This window comes from Microbacterium sp. 77mftsu3.1, from assembly GCF_900100525.1.
Classification (GTDB): Bacteria; Actinomycetota; Actinomycetes; order Actinomycetales; family Microbacteriaceae; genus Microbacterium; species Microbacterium aquilitoris.
On sequence record NZ_FNCR01000001.1, the window covers coordinates 202,961 to 224,842 of the forward strand.

Genomic DNA, 21,882 nt, shown 5'->3' on the forward strand with positions numbered 1-21,882 from the left:
CTCATGACGCCACCGCCAGGAGGAACTCGGCGACCGCGTGGCCGAGGTCGCGCGCGGCGGGCGGCGTGACGGCGTTGCCTGCCTGCTTGACCTTGTCCCGCTTCGATCCGACGAGATGGTAGTCGGCGGCGAAGCCCATGCCCATCTGGATCTCGTGGGGTTCGAGCATCCGGAAGCCGGCGTCATCGACGTCGAGCGAGATCGGGGCGGACGGTTCGAGCAGCGACTGGTGCCCGCCGGTCGTGAGGGTGCGGATCGGCTCGGTGATGGGCGTCGTCATCTCGGCGCCGCCTTGGTTGTTCCGCATGACGAGCGCGTGGTGGTTGCCCTCCGCGCTTACCGTGTCGATCGGGTGTGAGGTCGGCTTCGCGACACCGTGGTTGCGGAGCGGGACGACGAGCCCGTCTGCCTCGCGCGTCGTGAGGGCCGACATCGGCGCCGCAAGAGGCGATGCCTCGGAACGCCACGTTCCGCCCGCCGGGACAAGCAGGCCGGTCTCGTTGCGCGTCGACTGGGTGCGCAGCGGCTCAGCGGTGGATGCCGCGCTCTTACCGTCGCGTCCCTCGACGGGGATGAGGAGCGACGCGTGCGTGCCGCCAGCGACGAGGGACGGTAGCTCTCGCGAGATGGGCTGCGATCGGGAGTCGTCTGCGCCGCTGACATGGTTGACGATGAGCGGCGGGATCGCGAGGCCGTGCTCGGCGGAACCGGTCTGCACTGGCATCGGCTCGTCGACCCCGTTCACACGGAGGTAGTTGGATCCGGTCGTGATGCCGTCGTAGGTGTTCCCCGCAGCCTTCGCGATGATCGGCGCCCAGTGACGCTCGATACCGCGGCGGATCCGCTCGCGCGTCTTCTCCGCGAGGGGCTTCGCACGGTCTCCGATACGCTGCGCCGGGATCGACCAGTCGATGATGCTCGACGCCGGGAGCCAGCCAGGCTCGACGACGGACCAGCACTGGGGGCACCGGTAGAGGTACTGCGCCCGGTACCGGCCCCATTCCTCGCGCTTCTTGAACGCCTGCACGGCCTGGATCTCGCCGTGCTCGAGGCAGAGCGCCATCGGGCGGGTCCACTTCGCAACGTCGGGCGCCGGGTTCTCCTTCGTGGCGAGGTCCTTCCGCCACATGACGATGTACATGCGGTCGCGTGACTGCGGCGCCGGGAGACCGCCGACCTGAGCGTGCATCGAGTTGAGCCACACGATGCGCAGGTGGTAGCCGAGGGACTCCATGGCGAGCTGCCAGGCGGGGAACTGGTCCCACCGGGCCGCGTCCACGACGTTCTCGAGGATGATCGCCATGTACCGGTGGTGCTCTGCGAAGCGGGGGATGTCCCACATCGTCGCGCGGGATCGATTCGCGGCCTCGTCGTCCTGCGGGCGGGTGCCGTCGAGCTCGAACAGTGCGAGCTCGCGCGCCTGGTGCCGCTTGACGCCCTTCGCGATCGAGTGGTTCGTGCACTCCGGGCTGCCCCAGAGGACGTGGGTGCGGGGGAAGTATCGCGGGTCGACCTGCGAGATGTCGGCCTGCGAGTGGTCGGTGTCAGGGTGGTTGATCTGGTGTGACTCGATCGCCTTCGCCCAGTGGTTGGCCGCGATCACGACCCGGTAGCCAGCTTCGACGAGGCCGGAGGAGGATCCGCCGGCACCGCAGAACAGGTCCGTGACGGTCAGCCCGTTCCAGGGGACGGCGGGGTGCTGGTATCCGACGGCGGGACGGTCGAGCAGTGCGGGGGTCATGCTGCTGCGCTCCTCATGGTTCGGCGTTCACGGGCGGACTTCCCGCCCCAGATGGACTCCGTCTGGTTCGTGCGGAGTGCGTATGCGAGGCACTCGGCCTGGACGGGGCAGTCGGCGCAGATCTTCTTCGCTTCCTGGCTGGACCCGCCGACCGGTGGGTGGAAGAGTTCGGGATCGGTCTCGGCGCAGCGTGCGTCGGCCACCCACGGTTCGGGGGTGATGAGACTGGCGATCCCGGTCCACCGGGTGCTGGCGGGTGATGCGCTGACGGCGACGACCCTCTCCCCCGCGCTCACGATGCGACTCGCTTCCACCACGGCTGCTGTGCCTTGAGTTGCTCGTTCTCCGTGCGGAGCCGGCGGATCTCGTCGTGGTTGCGGCGGATCTCATTGGCGTAGTCGTCGAGGATCTGCTCGTTCGTCTCCTCCCGGGCACTCGCGCTCTCGAGCAGTCGGGTGTGCATGTTGAGGGATGCCCTCATCACCCGGGTGGCCACTCTCTCGCCACGCAATTCCCGGACCGACTCGTCCCACTTCCGCAGCGTGAGTGCGAGCGCAGCTTCGGCGGTGTCGCGTTCCCGGATCAGCGCCATGATGTCGACGGCCTGCTGAGGGTCAGCCTGGATCGAGATGTCTGCACCTACCGCGGTCAAGCCGACCTGCGTCCAGTCAATGGCAACCTCGCCCACGAAGACCGACGCCAAGCCGTCCTCTCCGACCGCGTGCGCCTCGTCCTCAGGCGTTCCTGTCTCCTGCGGCTCATCGGTCAACTCGGCGGGCTCGGGTGCCTCAGCGGGCGTCTCCTGGCGGCCTCCCGGAAGGAGGCTCGCGTCTTGCTTCAGGAACGCGTATGCCACCTGGTCGGGCAGTCGGCCGCGGGAGCCGATGTTGACGCCGTTCTCGCGGGCCCATGCGCGTGCCTCGTCGCGGCGACGCTTCTCGTACTGCGCCGTCGTCTCGACCGTGTCCCGCTGCTGGGCGGGCTTCTTCGGCGGGGCGGGCTTCGGTGCTGGCTTCTTCGCCTTCGGCTTCTCCGCGGGCGTCGGCTTCTGCGTGATGGTGCTCATGGTCGGTTCCTCCGGTTCGACGTCCACGACGTCATCCGTGTCGTCCTCCTGGACGGCGGGCTTCCTCTTCGGGGGTTGATGGGTTTCGGGGGCCAGGCCGAGCTGGTCGGCGATCTGCCCCGGGGTGAGGTCCTGCTTCACGAGCCGCTGGTACCGGTAGTCGCCGGCCGCGAGCTGCTTCGCCCGCTTGCAGGACAGGCCGTGCGCGTTGCCCTCGGGGCACCAGCCGCCACGGCATCCCTGCTCGTAGCCCTGCGTGGTGCCGTGGGGGAAGCCGTCCTCAAGACGGTCAGCGCCGCTCATGGTCGGGCCTCGATCCCCTTCGGGTAGAACCCGAGGTACCCATCGCCGTGCGGGGCGAGCTCTCCGGCTACGTCGTCGATGTCGCCGTCCTGGTTCCAGATGGTGACCCTCAGGCCCCAGCGCCAATCACCATCGGGCAGTTCGCCGTCCTCCGGGTTGACGAAGGCGAGGACCTCGTCGACCTTGTCCGCGATGTGGCGGAGGTCGGATGAGGTGAGGGGGTAGTCGCGTCTCATCGCTGCTCCTGGTCTGCTCGTAGCGCCGCAGCGCAGTCCTGACACGTGACCCGGTCCGGGGCCTCGGTCGTGTTCGTGGTCTTCCGGCCGCAGTACGCGCGGCCCGTGGTCTCGTTCAGCGCCTTACCCGTGGCGTGGACGATGTCAGCGGCGGCCATCAGAGGGGCCTCAGTTCCACGGCCTCGTCGAACGACCAGCCGCTGATGTCCGCCTTGCAGAAGCCGCACACGACGAGCGCGTGCCGTGCGAGGAACCTCTGCGATACCTCGATGTGGTGCTGGCAGATCGGCCGCGACGTCTTGCAGCAGCGAGTAGTCGCAATCGCTACCGCCGGCTGCTCGCAGCCCTGGCACGTCACCTCGGCGTCGGCGTGCTCCGAGATCTCCCGGAACGCTTCCTCGTCGTGGATGCCGAACCGGGTAACCTCCTGCTGCTCAGCCGGCGACAGACCGACGCTCACGATGCGTCCTCCGGCCAGATGCGACGACCCGCAGTCGCATGGTCCACGTCGGCTCGTCGTCCGTCCATGTGCGAGGCGAGACCGGGACGGAATGCGACCGGGCTCTCGTCGCCATCGATGGTCAGGATCCAGACCTCGCCGATCTTCGCGTCGTGCCACGGCTTCGACTCCGGGTGAGCATCGAAGTAGGCCGCGGCGGCCTCCGTCTCAGCGGTCTTGAAGCGGTCATCTTGCTCACCGCGGTCTCGGTACGACGCGGTTCCCGCAGCTTCGTCGATGACCAGGACGCGATCGGGGTTCTGCTGGATCGGATAGACGACGATGTGCCGATTGCCCTCATAGGGCCACCGCCACCGTCCGAGGCGTTCGTCCTCCTCAGCCCGGAAGAACTCACGAAGGGCCTGAACGTCGTCGCCCGCTGCTGCCTGCGTCGGGTACGTGCCGTCAGGCATCGACGTGAACAGGCGGATCGCGCCGCTTTCTTCCTCGTGGATGTGGACAGGGATGCCGTTGCTGGCGACGAAGTCGGTCATGACGCCACCGGCCCGTCCGAGTCGAACCCGTGCCGACGCATCGGGCTCACCCGACCTCCCACCGACTCGCTCAGCGCGTCCAACGCCGCCTTCTGCGCCTTCGAGATCTGGTCAGCGAGCTCCGCGCTGTCCGCGAGGCTGAAACCCACCTCGACCGACGCGTGCGTGTTCGGGTCCGTCAGCTTCACGACGACCTTGAAGTCGTCCGTCCAGTCGACCTCCGCGACCGTGGTCGTGTGGGTCTGTTCGATGGTGCCCATCAGGCACCCCCTTCCAGGTTGAGGCGGTCGCGGATCTCCGCGCGGACCGCGTTCCGGCGGTCCTTCCGTTCGATCGCGGCCGGCGTCTTCGCAGGCGTACGGTCGTCGTGCTCGAGGGCGCTCACACCCATCGCGACCGCAGCGAGGAGGTTCGCTGTGCGCTGCTCGTACGCCACCTCACGCATCGCAGCGGCGAGATCGTCGAGCGCCTCGACCTGCGTGCGCCGCCTCGGCGTCGCCGCGGCCATCAGAAGTCACCGCCCGTCGACCACGGCTGGCCCGCGGACTGCTGCTGCCGCGGCGCATCCCGGACCACGGTGCCGACGGTGCGCGCCCGGAGGATGATGCGGCTGACCTTCTTGCCCGTCTGCCGGTCCTCGTACGAGCCGTCGCGCTCCTCGCCCTCGACGATCACGAGCGTCCCCTGAGCGAGCTGCGCGATCGCGTCCGCGTTCTGCCACGACTCGACGTTGTGCCAGATCGTGAAGTCGTCGACCCACTGGTTCGAGTCGCGGTCGAACTTCCGCTTCGTCTCCGCGACGCTGAAGTTCACGACGTGCTTGTCGCCCGCCGCGCGAACCTCCGGGACCTGCCCGAGCCGGCCCACCACTGTCTTGCTGGTCATTGCTGTACTCCTCCGTTGTCGTCGATCAAGGTCGTTGGTGACCATGTGCGTGACACCACGCGGGAGAAGGTGCCCTCCCACTGCAGCGACACACGCCCTTGCTGCCCTTGCCGGTTCTTCGCGATGTCCACGTCGAGCCGGTTCGGTGCGTTCTTCTCGTCCCGGTGCAGCAGCAGCACCGAGTCCGCGTCCTGTTCGATCGCGCCCGACTCGCGCAGATCCGCGAGCGTCGGCCGGTTCGACTTCCTCGTCGTCGACCCGCGGTTGAGCTGCGACAGAGCGATCACCGGAGTCCCGAGGGACTGTGCGAGGAGCTTCAGCGACCGGGAGAACCCCGACACCTCCACCTGGCGGGACTCGACCCGCTCCCCCGACGACAGGAGCTGCAGGTAGTCGACGACCACCCCAGCGAGCCGTTGCCCCTTCGGAGCCTTCCGTGCCACCGACCGGGCGAACGCCCGCACCTGCGTGATCGTCGACACCTGGTCCGACGTGGACACGTAGATCGGCATCTGCTCGATCTGCTGCCGGACCATCGCGATGTTCTGCCAGCCCGCCTTGGTCACCTCGTGGTTCACGAGTGAGTGCAGTGACACCTGCCCGAGTTGCGCGACCATGCGCGCCATCAGGTCGTCCCGCGACATCTCGAGCGAGATGAACGCGACCGGACCTTCCTTCGCGAGGCGCATCGCCGCCTGCAAGCCGACGATTGACTTGCCCTGTCCGGGACGCGCGCCGACGACGTAGAGCCCGCCGGCACGGAACCCACCTAGGTGGTTGTTGATGTCCCACCACGGGGTCGGCACGTACTTCGGTTTGTGCTCGAGGCCTTCGACGAACGAGGTGAACGCTGCGCGCCCGAACGTTTCGATCGCGGGTGCCGTGGTCGCGCCGATCCCGTCGACCCGCTCCCGTGCCATCTCGACCGCTTCTAGGGGTGCGACCGCGGTGTTCGATGCGATCTGCGCGATCGCTGTCGACGCTTCGAGAAGCTGCCGGCGGACCGCGTGCTCGTGGACGATGGTGCCGTGGTAGGCGCCGTTCGCCGCCGTCGCGACCATCGATGTCAGCCCGTGCAGGTACGCCGGGTCGATCGCGCCCCGCAGCTCGCCGGCCGCGGCAAGCTCGTCACCGACAGCGACGACATCGGTCGGGGCATTCTGGTCGTGGAGGCGCCGCACGGCGGAGTAGATGGTGCGGTGCTTCGGGTCGTACATGTCGTCGGGTTCGACGATCGCGAGCACCTGGTCGAGCACGTCGAGGTCGGTCATGATCGCGCCGAGGACCGCCTGCTCCGCTTCCAGGTCGAACGGCACCAGAACCTCAGACATCGCTCGTCACCCCCAGCTCGCGCAGCACACGGGCCGGACGCTCCCCCGCCTCGATACGGGCCTGAAACTGCTCCGGGTCGACACCGTTACGCCGGAGCCATTCGGGGCCGTCTGTGAGGCGCACACGGTCGGGCGTGACCGCATCCGCGACAGCGACGATGTCGGCGGGCATGACGGGGCGGGTCTCATCCCGGTAGTGCTGCTGCAGCGCAGCCATCCCGACCTGCAGAGGAACGTCGCTGAGGATCTGAGCCCACGCCGTCGCCATCTGCGCGCGCTCCTCCGGCTCACGACGGAGCCGGGCGTCCAAGAGTGCCGCGTTCGTCAACAGCACGTTCACTTCGCGGGGGCTCATGCGCCGACCGCCCGCTGCTCGTGCTGCGCGAGAAGCATGTCTGCCGCGCGCCCAGCGTCGACCACGGACAGACGACCGCCGCTTCGAGGAAGGGGACGAGCGCCGCTCCATCGCTCCTGGTTCAGCCACGTGCTCAGCAGAGGGACGAAGTTGATGTCACCCGCCGGCCACGTCTGCCAGACCAAAACGTGATCCCGCGCAGCAGACTCGATGGTCGACCATGAGGCAGCCTTCAGCGCCGCACGCAGGCTCTTCTCGACGACCTTCCTCGTCGAGCGTCGAGGTGTCGGCCACAGGTTCCACAGCGCCTCGAACGCTCTATCTACCTGAGAGTTATCTACCTCTAGGTTCTCTACCTCTATAAGAGGAGTGATCTGCTCGCTGGTGCCGGAACCGGCGGCACCACGTGCCGGAACCTCGGTCGTGCGTGCCGGAACCGAATAGGTACCGGCAGGAGATGCCGGAACCCCAGGAGGGCGACCATTCGGGTGCAACGTGTACCCGTTCGACGCCCGCCCGACACTGCTCGTCCGGCGCTCACGACGGATCACACCGAGCTGCTCGAGCTCGTTCAGCGCATCCCGGACCTTCCGCTCCGAGCACCGCGCCTCAGTCGCGAGCGTCGTCTGCGACGGGTGGATCTCCTCGAACCCTGCCCTCGACGCCAGCGACGCGAACACTGCGATCGCGTGCACACTCACCCGGGTGTCGCGGATCATCCACGTCGGCACCGCTGCGAAACCTTCTGCCCTGCTCACCAGGACGCCTCCACTTCTCGTGCCTGGCCGCGCTCCGTGAGCAACCACCAGGTTTTGTCCTCCCGCCGCACCCGCACCCGGGCCGGCTCGTACTCCTCAGTCGTCGCCAGCCGGCGGATCGCGAGGCCCAGCTCGAACGCCTCCTCCGGGTGCTCCGTCACCCACCCGTGGCATCCGGTCGTCCCGGTGCCGCACAGGATCAGCGCGTTCGGGTACGAGGTGTCACCCGCACGGCGTCCCTTCCTGTGGTGCAGGGACCATCCGCCCGCGAGCATCGATCCCCGCAGCGACCAGGACAGGGACCGTCCGCAGTAGAAGCAGCACTGCCCCTCCCGGTCGAAGAACAGGTAACGGACCTGCTTCGGCGTGTACTCGGCACCCATCAGGCACCCCCGCCGAAGCCTTGCGACGCGGCACGGTCCACCGCGCGCGCGTCCGCACGGTCTGTCCGGTGGTTCTCGAGCGCCGCGTCGAGCGCGTCGAGGAACTTCCTCATCGCCCGTTCACGCTGCTCCGCCACCAGGTAGGTGAGCTTCTGCTCGTACGCGTCCTTCTCCGCCATCGCCTGAGCGAGACCGAGCGACACCCGCTTCTCCTGCGCGACCGCGGTCTCCGAGATCTCCACGACCCGCACCGCGACAGCGTGCTCGTAGTTCGCCTTCGCCTCGCCGTACACACGGCCGGCGTCACGCAGCTCCCACGCGAAGTCGAACCGGAGCGCCACGATCCGCTGCCCGTACGACGCCGCAGGGCCGAGGTTCGTGATCGTCTCCGCGAGCTTCAGGTGCAGCGCATCCGACGGGTCGACCTCGAGGCCGATCATCTGACGCAGCACCGCGCGGACGGGCGTGGGGATCTCGGTGACCATCAGGCGTCGTCCCCGTTCGGGATCTTCGCCGTCGTCCACTCCGTCACCGGGGTGTCGTCGTCGACCACGACAGCGTCGACAACGTCCTCCGACGGGGTGTGGTCGGGCAGGCTGTCGCGCAGCTCCCACAGGTAGGCACCGAGCTCGCGGCCGTCACCGAGTGCGACGTTCAGGTCGCCCGCCGCCTGCGCCTCCTGGAAGATCGGCCGCAGTTCGTCCTTCGACTTCGCCGCGTTCGCGAGCTTCAGCCAGTCCTTCTGCGGGGCGCGTGCCTCCGGAGCCGGCGCGTCAGCCGACGGCGGATTCACCGCAGCAGCACCACGGGCGTCCGACGAGACCGGCTGCTCCTGCGCAGCGGGCGGTGTCGCCTGCGCCATCTCCTCGGACGAGTACAGACCCGACAGGTCCTGCGGGAATGCCTTGCGGAGCGCGAGCATTTCGGCGCACTTCGCCAGCATCAGCGGGCCCATCTTCTGCCACATGTCGGAGACGATGACCTTGCCCGTGCGGGAACCGTTCTCCCACTCGTCCTTGGTCTGCACGTACGCGTCCCACAGGGCCACCGCGTACAGGGCCTCCCGGAACCCGCGACGGTAGACGCCGACACGGGCTGCCTTCGGCGGCTCCGAGCTCAGCCACACCTGCGTCCACGTGATGCCGTCAGCGGTGAACTCCGGGGTCGTCTGTCCCTCGTACTGACCGGTCCGCTCAGCGACGAGGCGGGCGCCGTCGATGCTGATCTGGATCTGCCACTTCAGCTGCCCCTTCGACTTGCGAGCGATCGAGTAGATCTGTCGTGCGATCGGGTCCAGCCCGGTGCGGGCGCAGTGCTGCAGGAACGCCGCGACCGTGGCGCGCTCCGCGAGCGTCTTCGTCCCCGACCGTGCGTCCGTGTGCACGAGACCCGCGGCCTCGACGAGCGCCTTCTCCTCCTCGGTCCAGAGGCTGACATCGCTGCTCTTCGGCAGCGTCGCGACGACGTTGCTCACTTCTTCGTCCCCTTCCCGGCCGTCACGGTCACCCGTGCCGGTGTTCCCTTGCTGGTCGCGATGACCGTCTTCTTGTGCGCGGACGCGAGCGCATCCCAGTCGGCCTGCAGTTTCACTACGCGCGCCTTCGCCCGCTCGAGCGCGGCGGTCTCCTTCGGGTGAGCGGCAGCCGCCGCCTCGAGGTCGATCACCTCGTCCTTGAACTCCCCCGCGGGCGCGCCCGGCGTGAACGTCACCCGCGCCAGCGGCGACTCCTGCGATACCCCCGCGGCGACGAGCGCCCGGTACGCGGACTCCTTGAGCGCCTTGCCCTCCTTCTCGGCAGCGAGGCCACGGAGGTAGTTGATGGCGTGCGTGTCCACGTCCTCATCGATCACCGGGCCGTCGCCGTCACGCTGCCGGTCGAGCTCGGCCAGGAACTCGTCAGCGATCGCGACGAGCTCAGCGATAAGGGCGTCATCCCGTTCGATCCAGTGACGGTGCAGGGTGCCCGGCTCGAACGAGCCATCCGGCATCTCGATCCGCTCCTCGACCGCGAGGCGACCGCGGACACCGCCGAGGACGAACATCACCCACTGCATCTGGGCGACGTACCCCTTCTTCGCCAGACGCGGCGAGCCCGGGGGAAGGTCGTACGCGGCGGTCTTGATCTCAGCGATCTCGACCTCCTCGTCGAACGAGAGGCGGATGCCGTCGGGTGACGCGAGGTACCGCGAGTTGCTGGCGGCGTGGATGACTCGCGACTCGGCGACGAACCCCTCACCAGCGAGCACGGCGGCGACGATCGGCTCCCGAGCGTTTCCCCAGTCCGTGTACCGGTTGCCGGAGAACGTGTCGACCTTCCGGCCGAGCTTCAGATCGACGAGGTCCTGCACGGTGATCGTGCGCAGGTACAGGTCGCGGACCTCCGTCGCGGTGACACCGCTGCGGCGTTCGGCGAGCCACTGCTCACGGTCCTCGTCGGAGGCGCCGGCACGGGACTCGAGGTCTGCGAGAACCGGCGACGTCGTCAGGGCGCTCATCGGCTGACCGCCCGGTACTTCCGGTGGAGATCAGCGCGGCGGATCGACGCCGTCTTGCCGGCACGGTGCGGGTGTGCGTCGTTCCGGATGATGAGGTAGTTCACCGGCGACGACAGGGTCGGGCGGCCGATGAACTCGATGACGCGCACCTTGCTCGAGCCATCCTGGAAGCGGGCGAACTGCTCGAAGCGCTGCCCGACCTTGATCGCGGGTTCGATGATCTCGGTAGCCATCACTCGCCGTCCTCGTCGCCGAGGTCCAGCGCGTCCTGCGAGGTGCGCGACTTGTACTGCTCGTCGCGGAGCTGTAGCGCGGTGGCGATCGCCTTCGCGTCGTGGAGGGGTTCGATGTGCAGCGCCTTCACGACGGGCCAGGTCTCCCCCGCGTTGCGCTTCTCCATCACCTCTTCGACCGAGTAGGTGACGATGGCGACGATCTGCTCGCCGCTGGGACGAGCGATCAGCTCCTCCTCGATGCCGTAGAAGCCGTTGGCCTGTTCGGCGGGCACTCCGCGCTGGAACGCGGTGGGCTTGATTTCGGTCATGCTGTTCTCCGTTTCTGGACCGCTCAGGCGGCGGTCTCGGTGGGCCACGGCACCTTCGAGTGCGCGAGGGTCTGCTTCTTGGACATGGGGACCGGCCACGGCATCCCGAGCCGGTGGGCGCCGGCCGCGGCGAGGACCGCGGCGTCGGCGACGTCGTAGCGTCCAGCGCCGGTCGCGGGGATCTCGGCGGCGGGGAAGAGCTGCAGCGCAGCGGCGTGCACGGATGCCTTGTCGGCGTTGCCGTTGTCGGTGGCGAGGATCGTGCGCGTCTTCGGTGAGGCGAGGACCACGGGACCGCGCGGCAGCAGCTGATCGATGAGCATCCACCGGAGGCCGGCGCGCTCGTCAGCGAGTCCCGAGTGCTTCCCGTACGACATCGCCGCGCCCTCGACGACGGCGAGGTCGAATGTCTCGGGGACGAGCGCGAGGATCTCGCGGAGCATCTGCCGCTGCCGACGACGAGTCGTCAGGACCGTGCCGTCCTCGACGACAGTCGTGCGGGGACGTGCCCACAGCCACTGGACCGGCTCGATCTGACCGTCCGCGCCGACGCCGAGGTCGATCTGCGCGACGCCCGTGATGGTGAGGCTGGTGTCGAACCCCATGACGACGCTCACGACATCACCGCGATTCCGACGGCAGCGAACACCAGGGTGATGACGCAGAGGATGCCGGTGACGATGGCGAGGGTCTGGTCGTTGCGGGTCATGCGGACCACGCCCGTCCGGTGTCGGCGCGGTGCAGGCCGGGGTGAGCGGGCGGGAAGATGCACGCCTGCTGGTGAGCGTTGACCGACTGGCACCGTGTGATCACGTACGTGCCCGAGAGGGGAACGACCTTGCCGTCATGCAGCGCGTGCCCCGCGGGGATCTCACCCGATGCGGGGAGGTCGAGCTGGTTCGGTATGGCGTTTAGGTCGCCTTTCGCTCGCTGACGCAGCGCTTCAACGCCCCACGAGTTGCGGCCTAGCTCGAACGCGGCGACGTGCTCGGGGTAGATCGTGGCCAGGCGGTCGAGCTCGTCCTGCGTCGCCGCGGAGAGCAGCTGGAAGAGACGACGCTCGAAGTGGTCCGGCTGGACGCCGAGGTTCGAGTCGCCGAAGAAGTAGAGCGCGTGCTGGACGACCTTGAACGAGATCCGCGTGCGCGGCTTCGTTGCGGCCTGCGTGGTGGTCATCGGTTCGTCTCCTCGGGTGAGAGACCCGCCGGGTGAGCGACGAGGGGGGAGGTCGTCGCAGCGTTGGGGGGAACGGTGTCCCCGGCGGGAGGTGTGTGTCGCGGCCAGAGCAGCGCGACGAAAGTGATGGGGCCGAACATGACGATCAGGTCGGCGGCGTTGATGCCAGGCGTGAGCATCGGTGGGACGCAGAGGACGGTGGCGGCGGCGACTGCGACGGCAGCGACGGCACGGCGCGCGCTCATGCGGCGGCCTCGTGTTCTGCGTGCTCGGTCGCTTCGGCGATCGCGCGTTCCGTCTCGATGCGGATCTTTGCCTCGAGGTAGATCTCCGCGGCGGCGCCGATGGCTTCCCCGCGAGTGGGCTGAGTGCTCATGATGCGAGCGCCTTCTCGCCGGCCTCGGACTCCGCAGCCTCGATGACCTGAACGACCTCTCCGAGGCCCAGACCGAACGCCGTCGCGATGCCGATAACCGATCGAAGCGTCGGCTCCTCCCCCGCACGAAGTCGCTGGAGAGTCGGGCGGCTTACGCCGATCAGACGGGCGAATGCCTCATCGCTCTTCACACCGGACTGGAGACGGAGACGGTCGATCAGACCCGGGCGAATCATCGCCGTCTGGATCGCCTGCTCACCACTTGGAATCTGCATGCACCAAATGTCACCCCAGCGTTCCAATCTGTCAAGCCTGCGTTCAAATTGGTTTGCGTGCGTTCCGGAAATGGTTCATAGTTGAGCCATGAACGACTCGACGAAGTGGCTTGACGACGTGCGCGGGAAAGACTCGATCCGCGAAGTGGCGCGCAAGGTGGGCACTACCCACGCCACCTTGAATCGACAGGCGGCCGAGGATGCGATGTCCTTCGAGATCGTCCGAGCGATCGCTCGCGTCTACGAACGTCCCGTGCTCGCCGACCTCGTCCGACTCGGACACCTCGACCCGAGTGACCTGGGTGCGAGCGACGCCACCACGGCGCTTCGGGCGGCTCGCGAAGAGGACCTTGTGGCAGAGGTCGGACGCCGGCTTGGGCTGAGCGGCTCGATCCTCCTCGACCTACCGATCACCAGAGCTATCGCGACCTCCAATGTCGTTCAGGGGCCGTTCGGTGTCGGTGCCTCCGACGAGGATGAGCCTTCGATCAAGCAGCCCCCGGCTAAGCAGCGCACGGCGGCGAAAAAGGGCACCCGCAAGGGAGACGCTGCGCCGCACGCCGACTGAACTGAGGATGGGGGGATCGTGAAGGAACTGCTGAAGCTGGCCGCCCGGATGGGAATCTCCGTCCACGGTGCCCACCTCGAGCCGGGGGTGTTCGGCGAGTGGTACGAGGACGAGCGAGAGATCTACTTCGACCTCAAGCTGTGCCCATCGGAGCGCGACACCACGATCGCCCATGAGCTCGGCCACGCGCACTTGGGCCACGCCTGCGAAGACGACCCACGCGCCGAGGAACAGGCAGACGTCTTCGCCGCTCGGCTTCTCATCGACCCTGCCGCCTACGCGCAGCTAGAGCGGAGCGGTCTGCTCCCCCACGACATCGCCGACGAGCTCGGCGTCACGCTCGACCTGGTGAACGTGTTCATGCAGCACTGCATCGTGAAGCTCCGGGGCGTCACGTACGTCGGCTCCCGACTCGGAATGGGCATGTGGAGGCACCGGGAGTGGGTCGCATGACCCTTTCTCCGACTGCGTGCGCCTCGCTCGCGACCGCTCTCGCCCGACAGGTGTCACGATGAGCCCCCGGCCCGTCGCGCGCCTCAACCGCCGCCGAGCGGTTCTCTACCTTCGGCAGTCGACCTACCGGGAAGAGTCCATCTCGCTCGAGCTGCAAGAGGCCGCCGGGCGGGACTACTGCGCACGGCAGGGCTATGACGTCATCGCGGTCGAAGCCGACCCGGGCATCTCCGGGCGAACCTGGCAGCGTCCAGCAGTGCAGCGCGTCATGGGCATGATCGACGACGGTTCAGCCGACGTCGTCGTGCTGTGGCGATGGTCGCGCCTATCCCGCTCACGGAAGGACTGGGCGCTCGCGGCAGACCGCGCCGACCTCGCAGGCGGCAGCATCGAGTCCGCGACGGAGCCGAATGACGCGACGGCCGCGGGTCGGTTCGCTCGAGGCGTGATGACCGAGCTCGCAGCGTTCGAGTCCGAACGCATCGGCGAGCAGTGGAAAGAAACCCACGACCGGCGCCGACGTCTCGGGCTGCCCTCCGACGGCGCAGATCGTTTCGGCTACGAGAAGCGTGACGGCTGGTACCACCCCCACCCCGTGCAAGCACCACTCCTCGCTGAGATGTACCGGCGGTACCTCCGCGGCGAGGGATTCACCCGCATCGTGAAGTGGCTCAACGAGTCAGGGCATACGACCCGCCGCGGTGGGACATGGTCGCGCGTCACGCTCACCCATCTCCTCGACGCTGGCTTCGGCGCAGGCAAGATCATCCAACGGCCGACGACGAAGGATCGACGGGACTGGCGCATCAGCGAAGCGACCTTCCACCCCGGAGCGCAGACGCCCGTCATCACGCCCGCCGAATGGGACGAATACGTCGCGCTCCGACTCGACGCCCCGAAACCCGCGACCGTCGTCGAACCGAAGTACGCACTCACCGGGCTGATCGTCTGCGGCGACTGCGGCGCACCGATGCACGTCGGGAATCAGGGACTCAAGGACTACAAGTGCTCACGAGCGGCGCAAGTCCGCGATGTCTCAGGCATGTACATGACACGAGCGCTCGTCGAGCAACGGGTCCGCGAGTGGGTGGAAGAGATCGCTGCCGATGTCGACGGTGAGATGGAACGCCGTGCGAAGCAACGAGAGAGACGAGTCGTGCAGCTCGACAACGCTGGCACCGTCGATCGGAAGATCGCGGACCTCACTGACCGGATGGGTCGTATCACCGTCCGCTGGTCCTCAGGTGACCTCCCAGACGCCGCGTACACGTCGTCGATCGCTCTCCTCGACGCTGACCTCGCCGCGCTGAGAGAACGTCGCCGACGGGCCGCGCCCATCCCCCGGATCGAGATCAACCCGCAGCGAGTCGCCGCCGACCTCGCGGGCGACTGGGAAGCCCTCACTGTCATCGAGCGACGCAACCTCCTGCGCGCGCTCATCCACCAGGTACGGATCGTGAAACCCACCCGGCCAGGCACAGGGGTCTGGCGCGAACGCGTGCAGATCATCCCGTCGTGGGCGGCTCCTATCGGTTGACGCACACGCATGTGCAGACGCGAGCCGTCGGGCAGCGACGCGTCGACGAACGGCTGGCTGAGGTCGACGCGTCGGCCGGTCGCGTGCAGCATCCGTTCGACGAGGTCACGCACCGCCGTGTCGCTGAGCACGATCGGCGCCCGCTCACTCCGCCCTTCTCGCGCGATGAAGACCTTGTCGGGGGCGTTGATCCAGATCTCTTCGATGTCGGGGTCGTCCAACAGCGCCTGGAGGGGGCCGTACCCGGCGACGGTCGAGAGGATGTCGCGGACGGATGCCGCTTCGTCCTCGATGACGTCGACTCCCCGCGCGAGGGCGAAGTCGTTGTGACGGCGCACCTCGGCCCGGGCGATCCGGGCCGCGCGGTCGGGGTCTCGGGAAGGATCAACGTCCTCGCTGCGCAAGCGTTCCCGCACCCGCTCCGCGACCGCGGCGAGACCGCGGGTCGGCGCAAGGGGGGACGCGATGCTCATGGCCTGGGATCATCGCAATCCCCCGCACCTCGGCGTGGGAGTTATCCACATCGCCGGCAGTCCTCAGAGATCGAGGAAAGCGAGCGCGACGCTGACGAGACTGTCCTTCGTGAGCCGGCCGTCCTGCCCCCAGCGCGAGTCGCTGATGACGATGTCGACGCCGGGCACCAGGACAGAGCCCGTTCCCCCGCCGACGGCGGCGGAATCGGCATCCATCCAGAGCCCCACGCCGCCGACCTTCTCGAGACGCGGGTCGTCGAAGTACATGTCCATGCCGAGGCCGGCAGCCTCATCCGCATCGGGCACCTCGTCCATGCCCTCCGAGATGTCCACGGTGAAGGATTGGATGTCGGAGAGCTCGCTGACCGCGTCCGCAGGGGTCACCCAGGCGCAACCGATGGCATCCGGCTGGACGTAGGAGTTCTCCTGGTCGAGCGGGATGCCGTCGATGTAGTCGCCGACGACGGCGGCGACCTGATCGCAGCTCGAGATGCCGGGAAGATCCCGGACGGCCGCCGTCCCGCCGTCGCCCGCAGCGGCGGGTGCGGTCGGCCTTGCGGATCCCTCGCCGGAGACGGCGGGGGCGGCGGGCGCGCATCCGGCGAGGAAGCCGGCGAGGGCGAGGAGCGGGATCACGGGGATGAGAGATCGAGGCGCAGTCACGCGACAGAGGTTACCGATTCGGGGGTTATCCCTCCCAGGTCCCTCCCACCCGGCGCCCTAGACTGAACCCACCAGCGGGAGTGGTGAAATCGGCAGACACGCAGGATTTAGGTTCCTGTGCCTTCGGGCGTGGGGGTTCAAGTCCCCCCTTCCGCACGAGGCACCGTCGTGTCTCACACCTTGCGCCCATTCCGCCGGCCGGCCAGCCGTCGCGACCTGAAGGACCTACGTGCACCCCTTCGCACTGATCCCCTGGCTGGATCCCGAGACCATCATCAACGCCGCAGGTCCGTGGGCGCTCGTCGTGGTCTGCTTCATCATCTTCGCCGAGACCGGCCTGCTCGTCGGGTTCCTCCTCCCGGGCGACACCCTCCTGATCATGGCGGGGCTCCTGTCCAACCCGGTGACGCACGCCCCCAACGGCGTCTTCGGCATCAACGTGTGGATCGTGGGCCTGCTCATCGGCCTCTCGGCCTTCCTCGGCGGCGAAGTCGGGTACCTCATCGGGCGCAAGGGCGGCCCCGCGGTCTTCGAACGCAAGGAATCCGGACTCTTCAGCCGGAGCAACGTCGATCGCACGAACGCCTTCTTCGAGCGCTACGGCGGCGTCACCGTCATCCTCGCTCGCTTCGTGCCGATCGTCCGCACCTTCGCGCCGGTCGCTGCAGGCGTCGGCAAGATGGCGTGGCACAAGTACTCGCTCTACAACCTGATCGGTGCGGTCATCTGGGGCTTCGGCCTCACCGTCATCGGTTACCTCGTCAGCCTCATCCCCGGCGTCGGCGAGTTCGTCGCCTCGTACATCGACGTGATCCTCCTCGCGGCCGTCGCCGGGACCCTCGTCTTCATCGTGTGGCACTACTTCGCCGAGAAGCGCAAGGTCAAGCGAGAGATGGCAGCGGGCTCGGACGGCGTCATCGACCCGAAGGAAGCACGCGACCTCGTCCTCGAGCCCGAGGCGTTCGACGAGAAGCAGGACGGCTCCCGCGGGGACGCTCCCCGGCTCTGATCAGGACGCCTTCTTCTTCGCGGGCTTCTTCTTCGCCGGCGCCGACCCCGTGTCGGCGCCGGCGTCCTTTTTCGCGGGGTCCGACCCCGACCGCGCGGCACGGCTCTTCTCGACGCTGGCGCGGAGGGCCGCCATCAGGTCGATGACCTCGCCGCCCTCGGCATCCGCCTTCTCCCCGAAGGTCTCGGTGGTGTCGAACGCCTCACCCTTGTCGAGCTTCGCCTCGATGAGGGTGCGCAGTTCCTTCTGATAGTCGTCGGTGAACTCGGTCGGATCGAAGTCGCTCGAGAAGCTGTCGACGAGGGATGCCGAGAGCTCAAGCTCCTTGCTCGAGATCTTCACCGGCTCGTCGAGCACGGGGAAGGATGCCTCGCGCACCTCGTCCGCCCACAGGAGCGTCTGCAGCACGAGGACGTCGCCGCGCACGCGGAGTGCCGCGAGGCGCGTCTTCTGCCGCAGCGCGAACCGCACGATCGCCGTGCGATCGGTCTGCTCGAGCGTCTGACGCAGGAGGACGTACGCCTTCGGACTCTTCGAGTCGGGTTCGAGGTAGTAGGCCTTGTCGAGGGTGAGCAGATCGATCTGCTCGGTGGGGACGAACTCGACGACCTCGATCTCGCGACTGCGCTCGCTGGGCAGCGCCGCGAAGTCATCGGAGGTGAGGACGACGGTGCGCTCGCCGTCGTCGTAGGCCTTGTCGATGTCGGAGTACGGCACGACCTCGCCGTCGATCTCGCAGATGCGCTGATACCGGATGCGGCCGCCGTCGGCCGCGTGCACCTGGTGGAGGGACACGTCGTGGTCCTCCGTCGCCGAGTACACCTTGACGGGCACATTGACGAGCCCGAAGGTCAGCGCGCCTTTCCAGATCGATCTCATGCCCCCAGTAGACACCCGCGCTGCGGTGGCGTCATAGGGGTTGCACACTAATCTGGCCCCATGCCAGCCGCACCGCAGGAGGTCGTCGTCGACGGCCGCAGGCTGCGGTTGACCAACCTCGAGAAGGTGATGTACCCCGAGACGGGGACCACCAAAGGCGAGGTCATCGACTACCTGACGCGGATCGCTCCGGCGATGCTGCCGCACCTCGATGGTCGCCCGGTCACCCGCATCCGCTGGCCAGACGGCACCGGCGAAGGCTCGTTCTTCGCGAAGCACCTCGAGGCGGGCGCGCCGTCGTGGGTCGCTCGGAGGCCCATCGAGCATTCGACCGGGGCGAAGGACTATCCGCTCGTCGACGGGGTCCCGACCCTGGTGTACCTCGCACAGGTCGCGTCGATCGAGCTGCACGTGCCGCAGTGGCGCTTCGACGCGGACGGGGCGAGACGGAACCCCGACCGTCTCGTGCTCGACCTCGATCCTGGCCCCGGCATCGGCCTCGCCGAGTGCGCCGAGGTCGCGCGATGGGCGCGCGCGATCCTCACCGATCTGGGGATGGAGCCGCTTCCCGTGACGAGCGGCAGCAAGGGCATCCACCTCTACTCCCCGCTCGACGGCAGCCGGACCAGCGACGAGATCAGCGCCTTCGCGAAGGAACTCGCCCGAGTGCTCGAGACCGACCATCCCGACCTCGTCGTGAGCCAGATGTCGAAGGCGGCCCGGCCCGGCAAGGTGTTCCTCGACTGGAGCCAGAACAACGGCAAGAAGACGACCATCGCGCCCTACTCGCTCCGTGGACGCGAGCGGCCCACGGTCGCTGCTCCCCGCACGTGGGCAGAACTCGGCGACCCCGACCTGCGGCAGCTGCTCGTCGACGAGGTGCTCGATCGGGTCGCGGCGGACGGCGACCTCCTCGCCGCACTCGCACCGACGGATGCCGGTCCCCTGCGCTCCTACATCGCGAAGCGGACGGCTGCGAAGACGCCGGAGCCGGTCCCCCCGTCGCCCGCGGGCTCCGCCGTCCCCGCGGGCTCCCGGTTCGTGATCCAGGAGCACCACGCTCGGCGGCTGCACTACGACCTGCGACTCGAGCACGACGGCGTTCTCGTCAGCTGGGCCGTGCCGCGCGGCATCCCGGAGTCACCCTCGACCAACCACCTCGCCGTCATGACCGAGCCGCATCCGATGGAATACCTCGAGTTCTCGGGCGTCATTCCCGCCGGGGAATACGGTGCGGGCTCGATGTCGATCTGGGACTCGGGCACGTTCGAGCTCGAGAAATGGCGCGCCGACGAGGTGATCTTCACCGCCACCGGGCGCGGCGACGGGCCGCTCGGAACAGCGAGGCTCGCCCTCATCCGCACGAGCGGCGACGGTGAGAAGTCGCAATGGCTGCTGCACCGCATGAAGGCGAAGGCCCCGGGGCCTGCCGCCACCCCGCCGTCATCCGCACCCGCACCCGCACCTGCACCGATGCTCGCGACGTCGTCGAACGCGGCGCTCGCCCGGCATGCGGCCACCCGCTGGGGTCCGTGGGTCGAATTCAAATGGGACGGCGTCCGCGCCCTCGGCATCTGGGACGGCCAACGACTGAAGCTCCGCGCGCGAAGCGGCGCCGACATCACCGCGCGGTATCCCGAACTGACCGGCGGCGACCCCGGGTTCGGCGCCGCCCCCTGCGTCGTCGACGGCGAGATCGTCGCGCTCGACGATCGGAACCGGCCGAGCTTCTCGCTGCTCCAGCACCGCATGCACCTCACGAAGGCCGGCGAGATCGACCGCGAGTCGGCCCGGATCCCCGTGCAATTCCTGCTGTTCGACGTCCTCGAGGTCGACGGGACGGATGCCGCTCCACTCCCTCTGTCGCAACGACGAGAGCTGCTGGAGGGCGTCGCCAAGGGCACGATCGATCCCATCGTCGTACCTCCCGTCGCGAGCGACGTGGACGATGCCCTCGCGACGGCGCAGCAGCTCGGACTCGAGGGCGTCGTCGTGAAGGACCCCGCGTCCACCTACCGCCGGGGGGTGCGCAGCGAGCAGTGGCTCAAGGTCAAACTGACCCTGATGCAGGAGGTCGTGATCGGAGGCATCCGACCGGGCAAAGGCGGCCGCACCGGCGAGATCGGTTCGCTGCTCATGGGAATCCCCACCGACGGCGGGCTGCGCTACATCGGTCGCGTCGGGTCCGGTTTCAGCGAAGCGACGCTCGCACGTCTGGATGCCGAGCTCTCACCCCTCCGCACCGCCGAGAACCCTTTCGTCGACATCGGTCGTGCCGAGGCATCCGATGCGCTGTGGGTCAGGCCCGAGGTCGTCGGCGAGGTGGAGTACGCCGAGGCGACGCCGAGTGGGACCCTCCGTCATGCCCGTTGGCGAGGGCTCCGCCCAGACAAGGCTCCGACGGAAGTCCGCGCCGAGGGCTGACGACCACCGTCACCGGTTCTCGACTCAGGCGTGGGCTTCGTGCTCGACGTGCCCCGCCGGTTCGAGCTGGAACGTCGAGTGCTCCACGTCGAAGTGGCGTGCGAGGCAGGACTGCAGCTGGGACAGAAGCGCACCGGCGCGATCATCCGCGAAGTAGTCCGTCGCGACGACGACGTGCGCCGTGAAGACCGGCGCGCCGCGCGTGAGCTGCCAGACGTGGACGTCGTGCACGTCCACGACCCCCTCGGTGCCGAGGATGTGGTCGCGGATGTCGGTGACCTTCGTCCCCGCCGGTGCGCGCTCCCCCAACACGGCGAACACCTCTTTCAACAGGGTGATGGCGCGCGGCACGATCAGGGCGGCGATGACCAGCGAGGCCACGGCGTCAGCCGGCATCCATCCCGTCACCCAGATGACGCCGGCCGCGATGATCACGACCACCGACCCGAGCAGGTCGCCGAGGACCTCGAGGTAGGCGCCGCGCACGTTGATGCTCGTGCGCTGCGCGACGCTCAGGACGTAGAGCGAGACGCCGTTGGCGATGAGGCCGATGACGGCGACGACGAGCATCGGCAGGCCCTGCACCTCGGCGTCCGCGGGTCGCATCAGTCGGCCGACGGCTTCGACCGCGATCCACGCTCCGAGGGCGATGAGGATCACGGCGTTCAGCAACGCGCCGAACACCTCGGCGCGCTGGTAGCCGTAGGTCTGCCGTTCGTCCGCGGGGCGCGCCGCGACCGACGCGGCGATGAGCGCGATCACAAGTCCCGAGCTGTCGGTGAACATGTGGCCGGCGTCGGCGAGGAGGGCCAGCGACCCGGTGAGGATCGCACCGACGAGCTGGACGACGAGCACCGTCGCGGTGATCCCCAGGGAGACCGCGAGCAGACGCCGCGGGTGTCCTCCCCGGATGCCGGTGGGTGCGTGATCGTGCATACCTACGAGGTTAGGACGGCAC

General features: G+C 68.2%; 32 protein-coding genes, 1 tRNA gene and 1 pseudogene. 6 read left to right on the forward strand and 28 right to left on the reverse strand.

What is annotated here, in order from left to right; all coding sequences use genetic code 11:
* Position 1 precedes the first annotated feature (1 nt).
* The 24 genes from BLR68_RS01175 to BLR68_RS01280 form a co-directional block, all read right to left on the reverse strand.
* Positions 2-1,741, reverse strand: coding sequence for a DNA cytosine methyltransferase (locus BLR68_RS01175; protein ID WP_018188186.1), 1,740 nt, complete (start codon positions 1,739-1,741; stop codon positions 2-4).
* On the reverse strand, positions 1,738-2,058 hold the full coding sequence (locus BLR68_RS18245; RefSeq protein ID WP_081626469.1) for a WhiB family transcriptional regulator: 321 nt from the start codon (positions 2,056-2,058) through the stop codon (positions 1,738-1,740). Before BLR68_RS18245 ends, BLR68_RS01175 begins: the two co-directional genes overlap by 4 nt.
* Positions 2,034-3,110 carry an Lsr2 family DNA-binding protein gene (locus tag BLR68_RS01185; protein WP_018188188.1) on the reverse strand — a complete coding sequence of 359 codons (1,077 nt, stop codon included), beginning with the start codon at positions 3,108-3,110 and terminating at the stop codon, positions 2,034-2,036. Before BLR68_RS01185 ends, BLR68_RS18245 begins: the two co-directional genes overlap by 25 nt.
* Positions 3,107-3,346 carry a hypothetical protein gene (locus tag BLR68_RS01190; protein ID WP_018188189.1) on the reverse strand — a complete coding sequence of 80 codons (240 nt, stop codon included), beginning with the start codon at positions 3,344-3,346 and terminating at the stop codon, positions 3,107-3,109. Before BLR68_RS01190 ends, BLR68_RS01185 begins: the two co-directional genes overlap by 4 nt.
* Positions 3,343-3,504 carry a hypothetical protein gene (locus BLR68_RS17885; protein ID WP_018188190.1) on the reverse strand — a complete coding sequence of 54 codons (162 nt, stop codon included), beginning with the start codon at positions 3,502-3,504 and terminating at the stop codon, positions 3,343-3,345. The genes BLR68_RS01190 and BLR68_RS17885 overlap by 4 nt, the downstream gene beginning before the upstream one ends.
* On the reverse strand, positions 3,504-3,806 hold the full coding sequence (locus BLR68_RS01195; RefSeq protein ID WP_018188191.1) for a hypothetical protein: 303 nt from the start codon (positions 3,804-3,806) through the stop codon (positions 3,504-3,506). The genes BLR68_RS17885 and BLR68_RS01195 overlap by 1 nt, the downstream gene beginning before the upstream one ends.
* Positions 3,803-4,339 carry a hypothetical protein gene (locus BLR68_RS01200; protein WP_018188192.1) on the reverse strand — a complete coding sequence of 179 codons (537 nt, stop codon included), beginning with the start codon at positions 4,337-4,339 and terminating at the stop codon, positions 3,803-3,805. The genes BLR68_RS01195 and BLR68_RS01200 overlap by 4 nt, the downstream gene beginning before the upstream one ends.
* The gene (locus BLR68_RS01205; RefSeq protein ID WP_018188193.1) at positions 4,336-4,599 is read right to left on the reverse strand and encodes a hypothetical protein; all 264 of its coding nucleotides are present in this window, start codon (positions 4,597-4,599) and stop codon (positions 4,336-4,338) included. Before BLR68_RS01205 ends, BLR68_RS01200 begins: the two co-directional genes overlap by 4 nt.
* Positions 4,599-4,847, reverse strand: coding sequence for a hypothetical protein (locus BLR68_RS01210; RefSeq protein WP_018188194.1), 249 nt, complete (start codon positions 4,845-4,847; stop codon positions 4,599-4,601). The genes BLR68_RS01205 and BLR68_RS01210 overlap by 1 nt, the downstream gene beginning before the upstream one ends.
* Positions 4,847-5,224, reverse strand: a complete 378-nt coding sequence (locus tag BLR68_RS01215) for a single-stranded DNA-binding protein (RefSeq protein WP_018188195.1) — start codon at positions 5,222-5,224, stop codon at positions 4,847-4,849. The genes BLR68_RS01210 and BLR68_RS01215 overlap by 1 nt, the downstream gene beginning before the upstream one ends.
* Complete coding sequence (locus BLR68_RS01220; protein ID WP_018188196.1) at positions 5,221-6,555, reverse strand: replicative DNA helicase; 1,335 nt, start codon at positions 6,553-6,555, stop codon at positions 5,221-5,223. The genes BLR68_RS01215 and BLR68_RS01220 overlap by 4 nt, the downstream gene beginning before the upstream one ends.
* Complete coding sequence (locus BLR68_RS01225; RefSeq protein ID WP_143015713.1) at positions 6,548-6,910, reverse strand: hypothetical protein; 363 nt, start codon at positions 6,908-6,910, stop codon at positions 6,548-6,550. Before BLR68_RS01225 ends, BLR68_RS01220 begins: the two co-directional genes overlap by 8 nt.
* Positions 6,907-7,668 carry a helix-turn-helix domain-containing protein gene (locus BLR68_RS01230; protein ID WP_143015714.1) on the reverse strand — a complete coding sequence of 254 codons (762 nt, stop codon included), beginning with the start codon at positions 7,666-7,668 and terminating at the stop codon, positions 6,907-6,909. Before BLR68_RS01230 ends, BLR68_RS01225 begins: the two co-directional genes overlap by 4 nt.
* Positions 7,665-8,051, reverse strand: coding sequence for a hypothetical protein (locus BLR68_RS01235; RefSeq protein WP_018188199.1), 387 nt, complete (start codon positions 8,049-8,051; stop codon positions 7,665-7,667). Before BLR68_RS01235 ends, BLR68_RS01230 begins: the two co-directional genes overlap by 4 nt.
* The gene (locus tag BLR68_RS01240) at positions 8,051-8,536 is read right to left on the reverse strand and encodes a hypothetical protein (protein ID WP_018188200.1); all 486 of its coding nucleotides are present in this window, start codon (positions 8,534-8,536) and stop codon (positions 8,051-8,053) included. The genes BLR68_RS01235 and BLR68_RS01240 overlap by 1 nt, the downstream gene beginning before the upstream one ends.
* Positions 8,536-9,525, reverse strand: a complete 990-nt coding sequence (gene bet / locus BLR68_RS01245; protein WP_018188201.1) for a phage recombination protein Bet — start codon at positions 9,523-9,525, stop codon at positions 8,536-8,538. Before bet ends, BLR68_RS01240 begins: the two co-directional genes overlap by 1 nt.
* Complete coding sequence (locus tag BLR68_RS01250; protein WP_018188202.1) at positions 9,522-10,547, reverse strand: YqaJ viral recombinase family protein; 1,026 nt, start codon at positions 10,545-10,547, stop codon at positions 9,522-9,524. The genes bet and BLR68_RS01250 overlap by 4 nt, the downstream gene beginning before the upstream one ends.
* Complete coding sequence (locus tag BLR68_RS01255) at positions 10,544-10,780, reverse strand: hypothetical protein (protein ID WP_018188203.1); 237 nt, start codon at positions 10,778-10,780, stop codon at positions 10,544-10,546. Before BLR68_RS01255 ends, BLR68_RS01250 begins: the two co-directional genes overlap by 4 nt.
* The gene (locus tag BLR68_RS01260) at positions 10,780-11,091 is read right to left on the reverse strand and encodes a hypothetical protein (protein WP_018188204.1); all 312 of its coding nucleotides are present in this window, start codon (positions 11,089-11,091) and stop codon (positions 10,780-10,782) included. Before BLR68_RS01260 ends, BLR68_RS01255 begins: the two co-directional genes overlap by 1 nt.
* A 23-nt stretch (positions 11,092-11,114) precedes the next feature.
* Complete coding sequence (locus tag BLR68_RS01265; RefSeq protein ID WP_018188205.1) at positions 11,115-11,708, reverse strand: hypothetical protein; 594 nt, start codon at positions 11,706-11,708, stop codon at positions 11,115-11,117.
* Positions 11,709-11,796: 88 nt separating this feature from the next.
* Positions 11,797-12,267 (reverse strand): hypothetical protein, encoded by a 471-nt coding sequence (locus BLR68_RS01270; RefSeq protein ID WP_018188207.1) that lies wholly within the window; start codon positions 12,265-12,267, stop codon positions 11,797-11,799.
* Positions 12,264-12,512 (reverse strand): hypothetical protein, encoded by a 249-nt coding sequence (locus BLR68_RS01275; protein ID WP_018188208.1) that lies wholly within the window; start codon positions 12,510-12,512, stop codon positions 12,264-12,266. Before BLR68_RS01275 ends, BLR68_RS01270 begins: the two co-directional genes overlap by 4 nt.
* Positions 12,509-12,643 (reverse strand): hypothetical protein, encoded by a 135-nt coding sequence (locus BLR68_RS18145; protein ID WP_018188209.1) that lies wholly within the window; start codon positions 12,641-12,643, stop codon positions 12,509-12,511. Before BLR68_RS18145 ends, BLR68_RS01275 begins: the two co-directional genes overlap by 4 nt.
* Positions 12,640-12,945, reverse strand: coding sequence for a helix-turn-helix domain-containing protein (locus BLR68_RS01280; RefSeq protein WP_256335286.1), 306 nt, complete (start codon positions 12,943-12,945; stop codon positions 12,640-12,642). Before BLR68_RS01280 ends, BLR68_RS18145 begins: the two co-directional genes overlap by 4 nt.
* Before the next feature lie 61 nt (positions 12,946-13,006).
* On the opposite strand from BLR68_RS01280, the gene BLR68_RS01285 reads away from it, so the two are divergent.
* The 3 genes from BLR68_RS01285 to BLR68_RS01295 are packed head-to-tail and all read left to right on the forward strand — an operon-like array spanning position 13,007 to position 15,476.
* Positions 13,007-13,486 (forward strand): hypothetical protein, encoded by a 480-nt coding sequence (locus tag BLR68_RS01285; protein ID WP_018188211.1) that lies wholly within the window; start codon positions 13,007-13,009, stop codon positions 13,484-13,486.
* An 18-nt stretch (positions 13,487-13,504) separates the two neighbouring features.
* Positions 13,505-13,939: an ImmA/IrrE family metallo-endopeptidase gene (locus BLR68_RS01290; protein ID WP_018188212.1), complete on the forward strand. Its 435-nt coding sequence runs from the start codon at positions 13,505-13,507 to the stop codon at positions 13,937-13,939.
* 58 nt (positions 13,940-13,997) lie between these two features.
* Positions 13,998-15,476 (forward strand): recombinase family protein, encoded by a 1,479-nt coding sequence (locus BLR68_RS01295; RefSeq protein ID WP_018188213.1) that lies wholly within the window; start codon positions 13,998-14,000, stop codon positions 15,474-15,476.
* Between the two features lie 11 nt (positions 15,477-15,487).
* Here the strand turns inward: BLR68_RS01295 and BLR68_RS01300 are convergent.
* Together BLR68_RS01300 and BLR68_RS01305 are read right to left on the reverse strand one after the other, a co-directional pair.
* Positions 15,488-15,949, reverse strand: a pseudogene (locus BLR68_RS01300) (CpaF family protein); the annotation flags it as partial.
* A 63-nt stretch (positions 15,950-16,012) separates the two neighbouring features.
* Positions 16,013-16,612, reverse strand: coding sequence for a hypothetical protein (locus BLR68_RS01305; protein ID WP_256335287.1), 600 nt, complete (start codon positions 16,610-16,612; stop codon positions 16,013-16,015).
* A 74-nt stretch (positions 16,613-16,686) separates the two neighbouring features.
* Here BLR68_RS01305 and BLR68_RS01310 point away from each other — a divergent pair.
* Both BLR68_RS01310 and BLR68_RS01315 read left to right on the forward strand, forming a co-directional pair.
* Positions 16,687-16,768: transfer RNA gene (locus BLR68_RS01310), tRNA-Leu, on the forward strand.
* Positions 16,769-16,841: 73 nt separating this feature from the next.
* The gene (locus tag BLR68_RS01315; protein WP_018188216.1) at positions 16,842-17,621 is read left to right on the forward strand and encodes a DedA family protein; all 780 of its coding nucleotides are present in this window, start codon (positions 16,842-16,844) and stop codon (positions 17,619-17,621) included.
* Here BLR68_RS01315 and BLR68_RS01320 read toward each other — a convergent pair whose 3' ends face one another.
* Positions 17,622-18,500 (reverse strand): non-homologous end joining protein Ku, encoded by an 879-nt coding sequence (locus BLR68_RS01320; protein ID WP_018188217.1) that lies wholly within the window; start codon positions 18,498-18,500, stop codon positions 17,622-17,624.
* 60 nt (positions 18,501-18,560) lie between these two features.
* Here BLR68_RS01320 and BLR68_RS01325 point away from each other — a divergent pair, with 60 nt between their 5' ends.
* Positions 18,561-20,924, forward strand: a complete 2,364-nt coding sequence (locus BLR68_RS01325) for an ATP-dependent DNA ligase (protein ID WP_018188218.1) — start codon at positions 18,561-18,563, stop codon at positions 20,922-20,924.
* Positions 20,925-20,948: 24 nt separating this feature from the next.
* Here BLR68_RS01325 and BLR68_RS01330 read toward each other — a convergent pair whose 3' ends face one another.
* Positions 20,949-21,860, reverse strand: coding sequence for a cation diffusion facilitator family transporter (locus BLR68_RS01330; protein WP_018188219.1), 912 nt, complete (start codon positions 21,858-21,860; stop codon positions 20,949-20,951).
* Positions 21,861-21,882 lie beyond the last annotated feature (22 nt).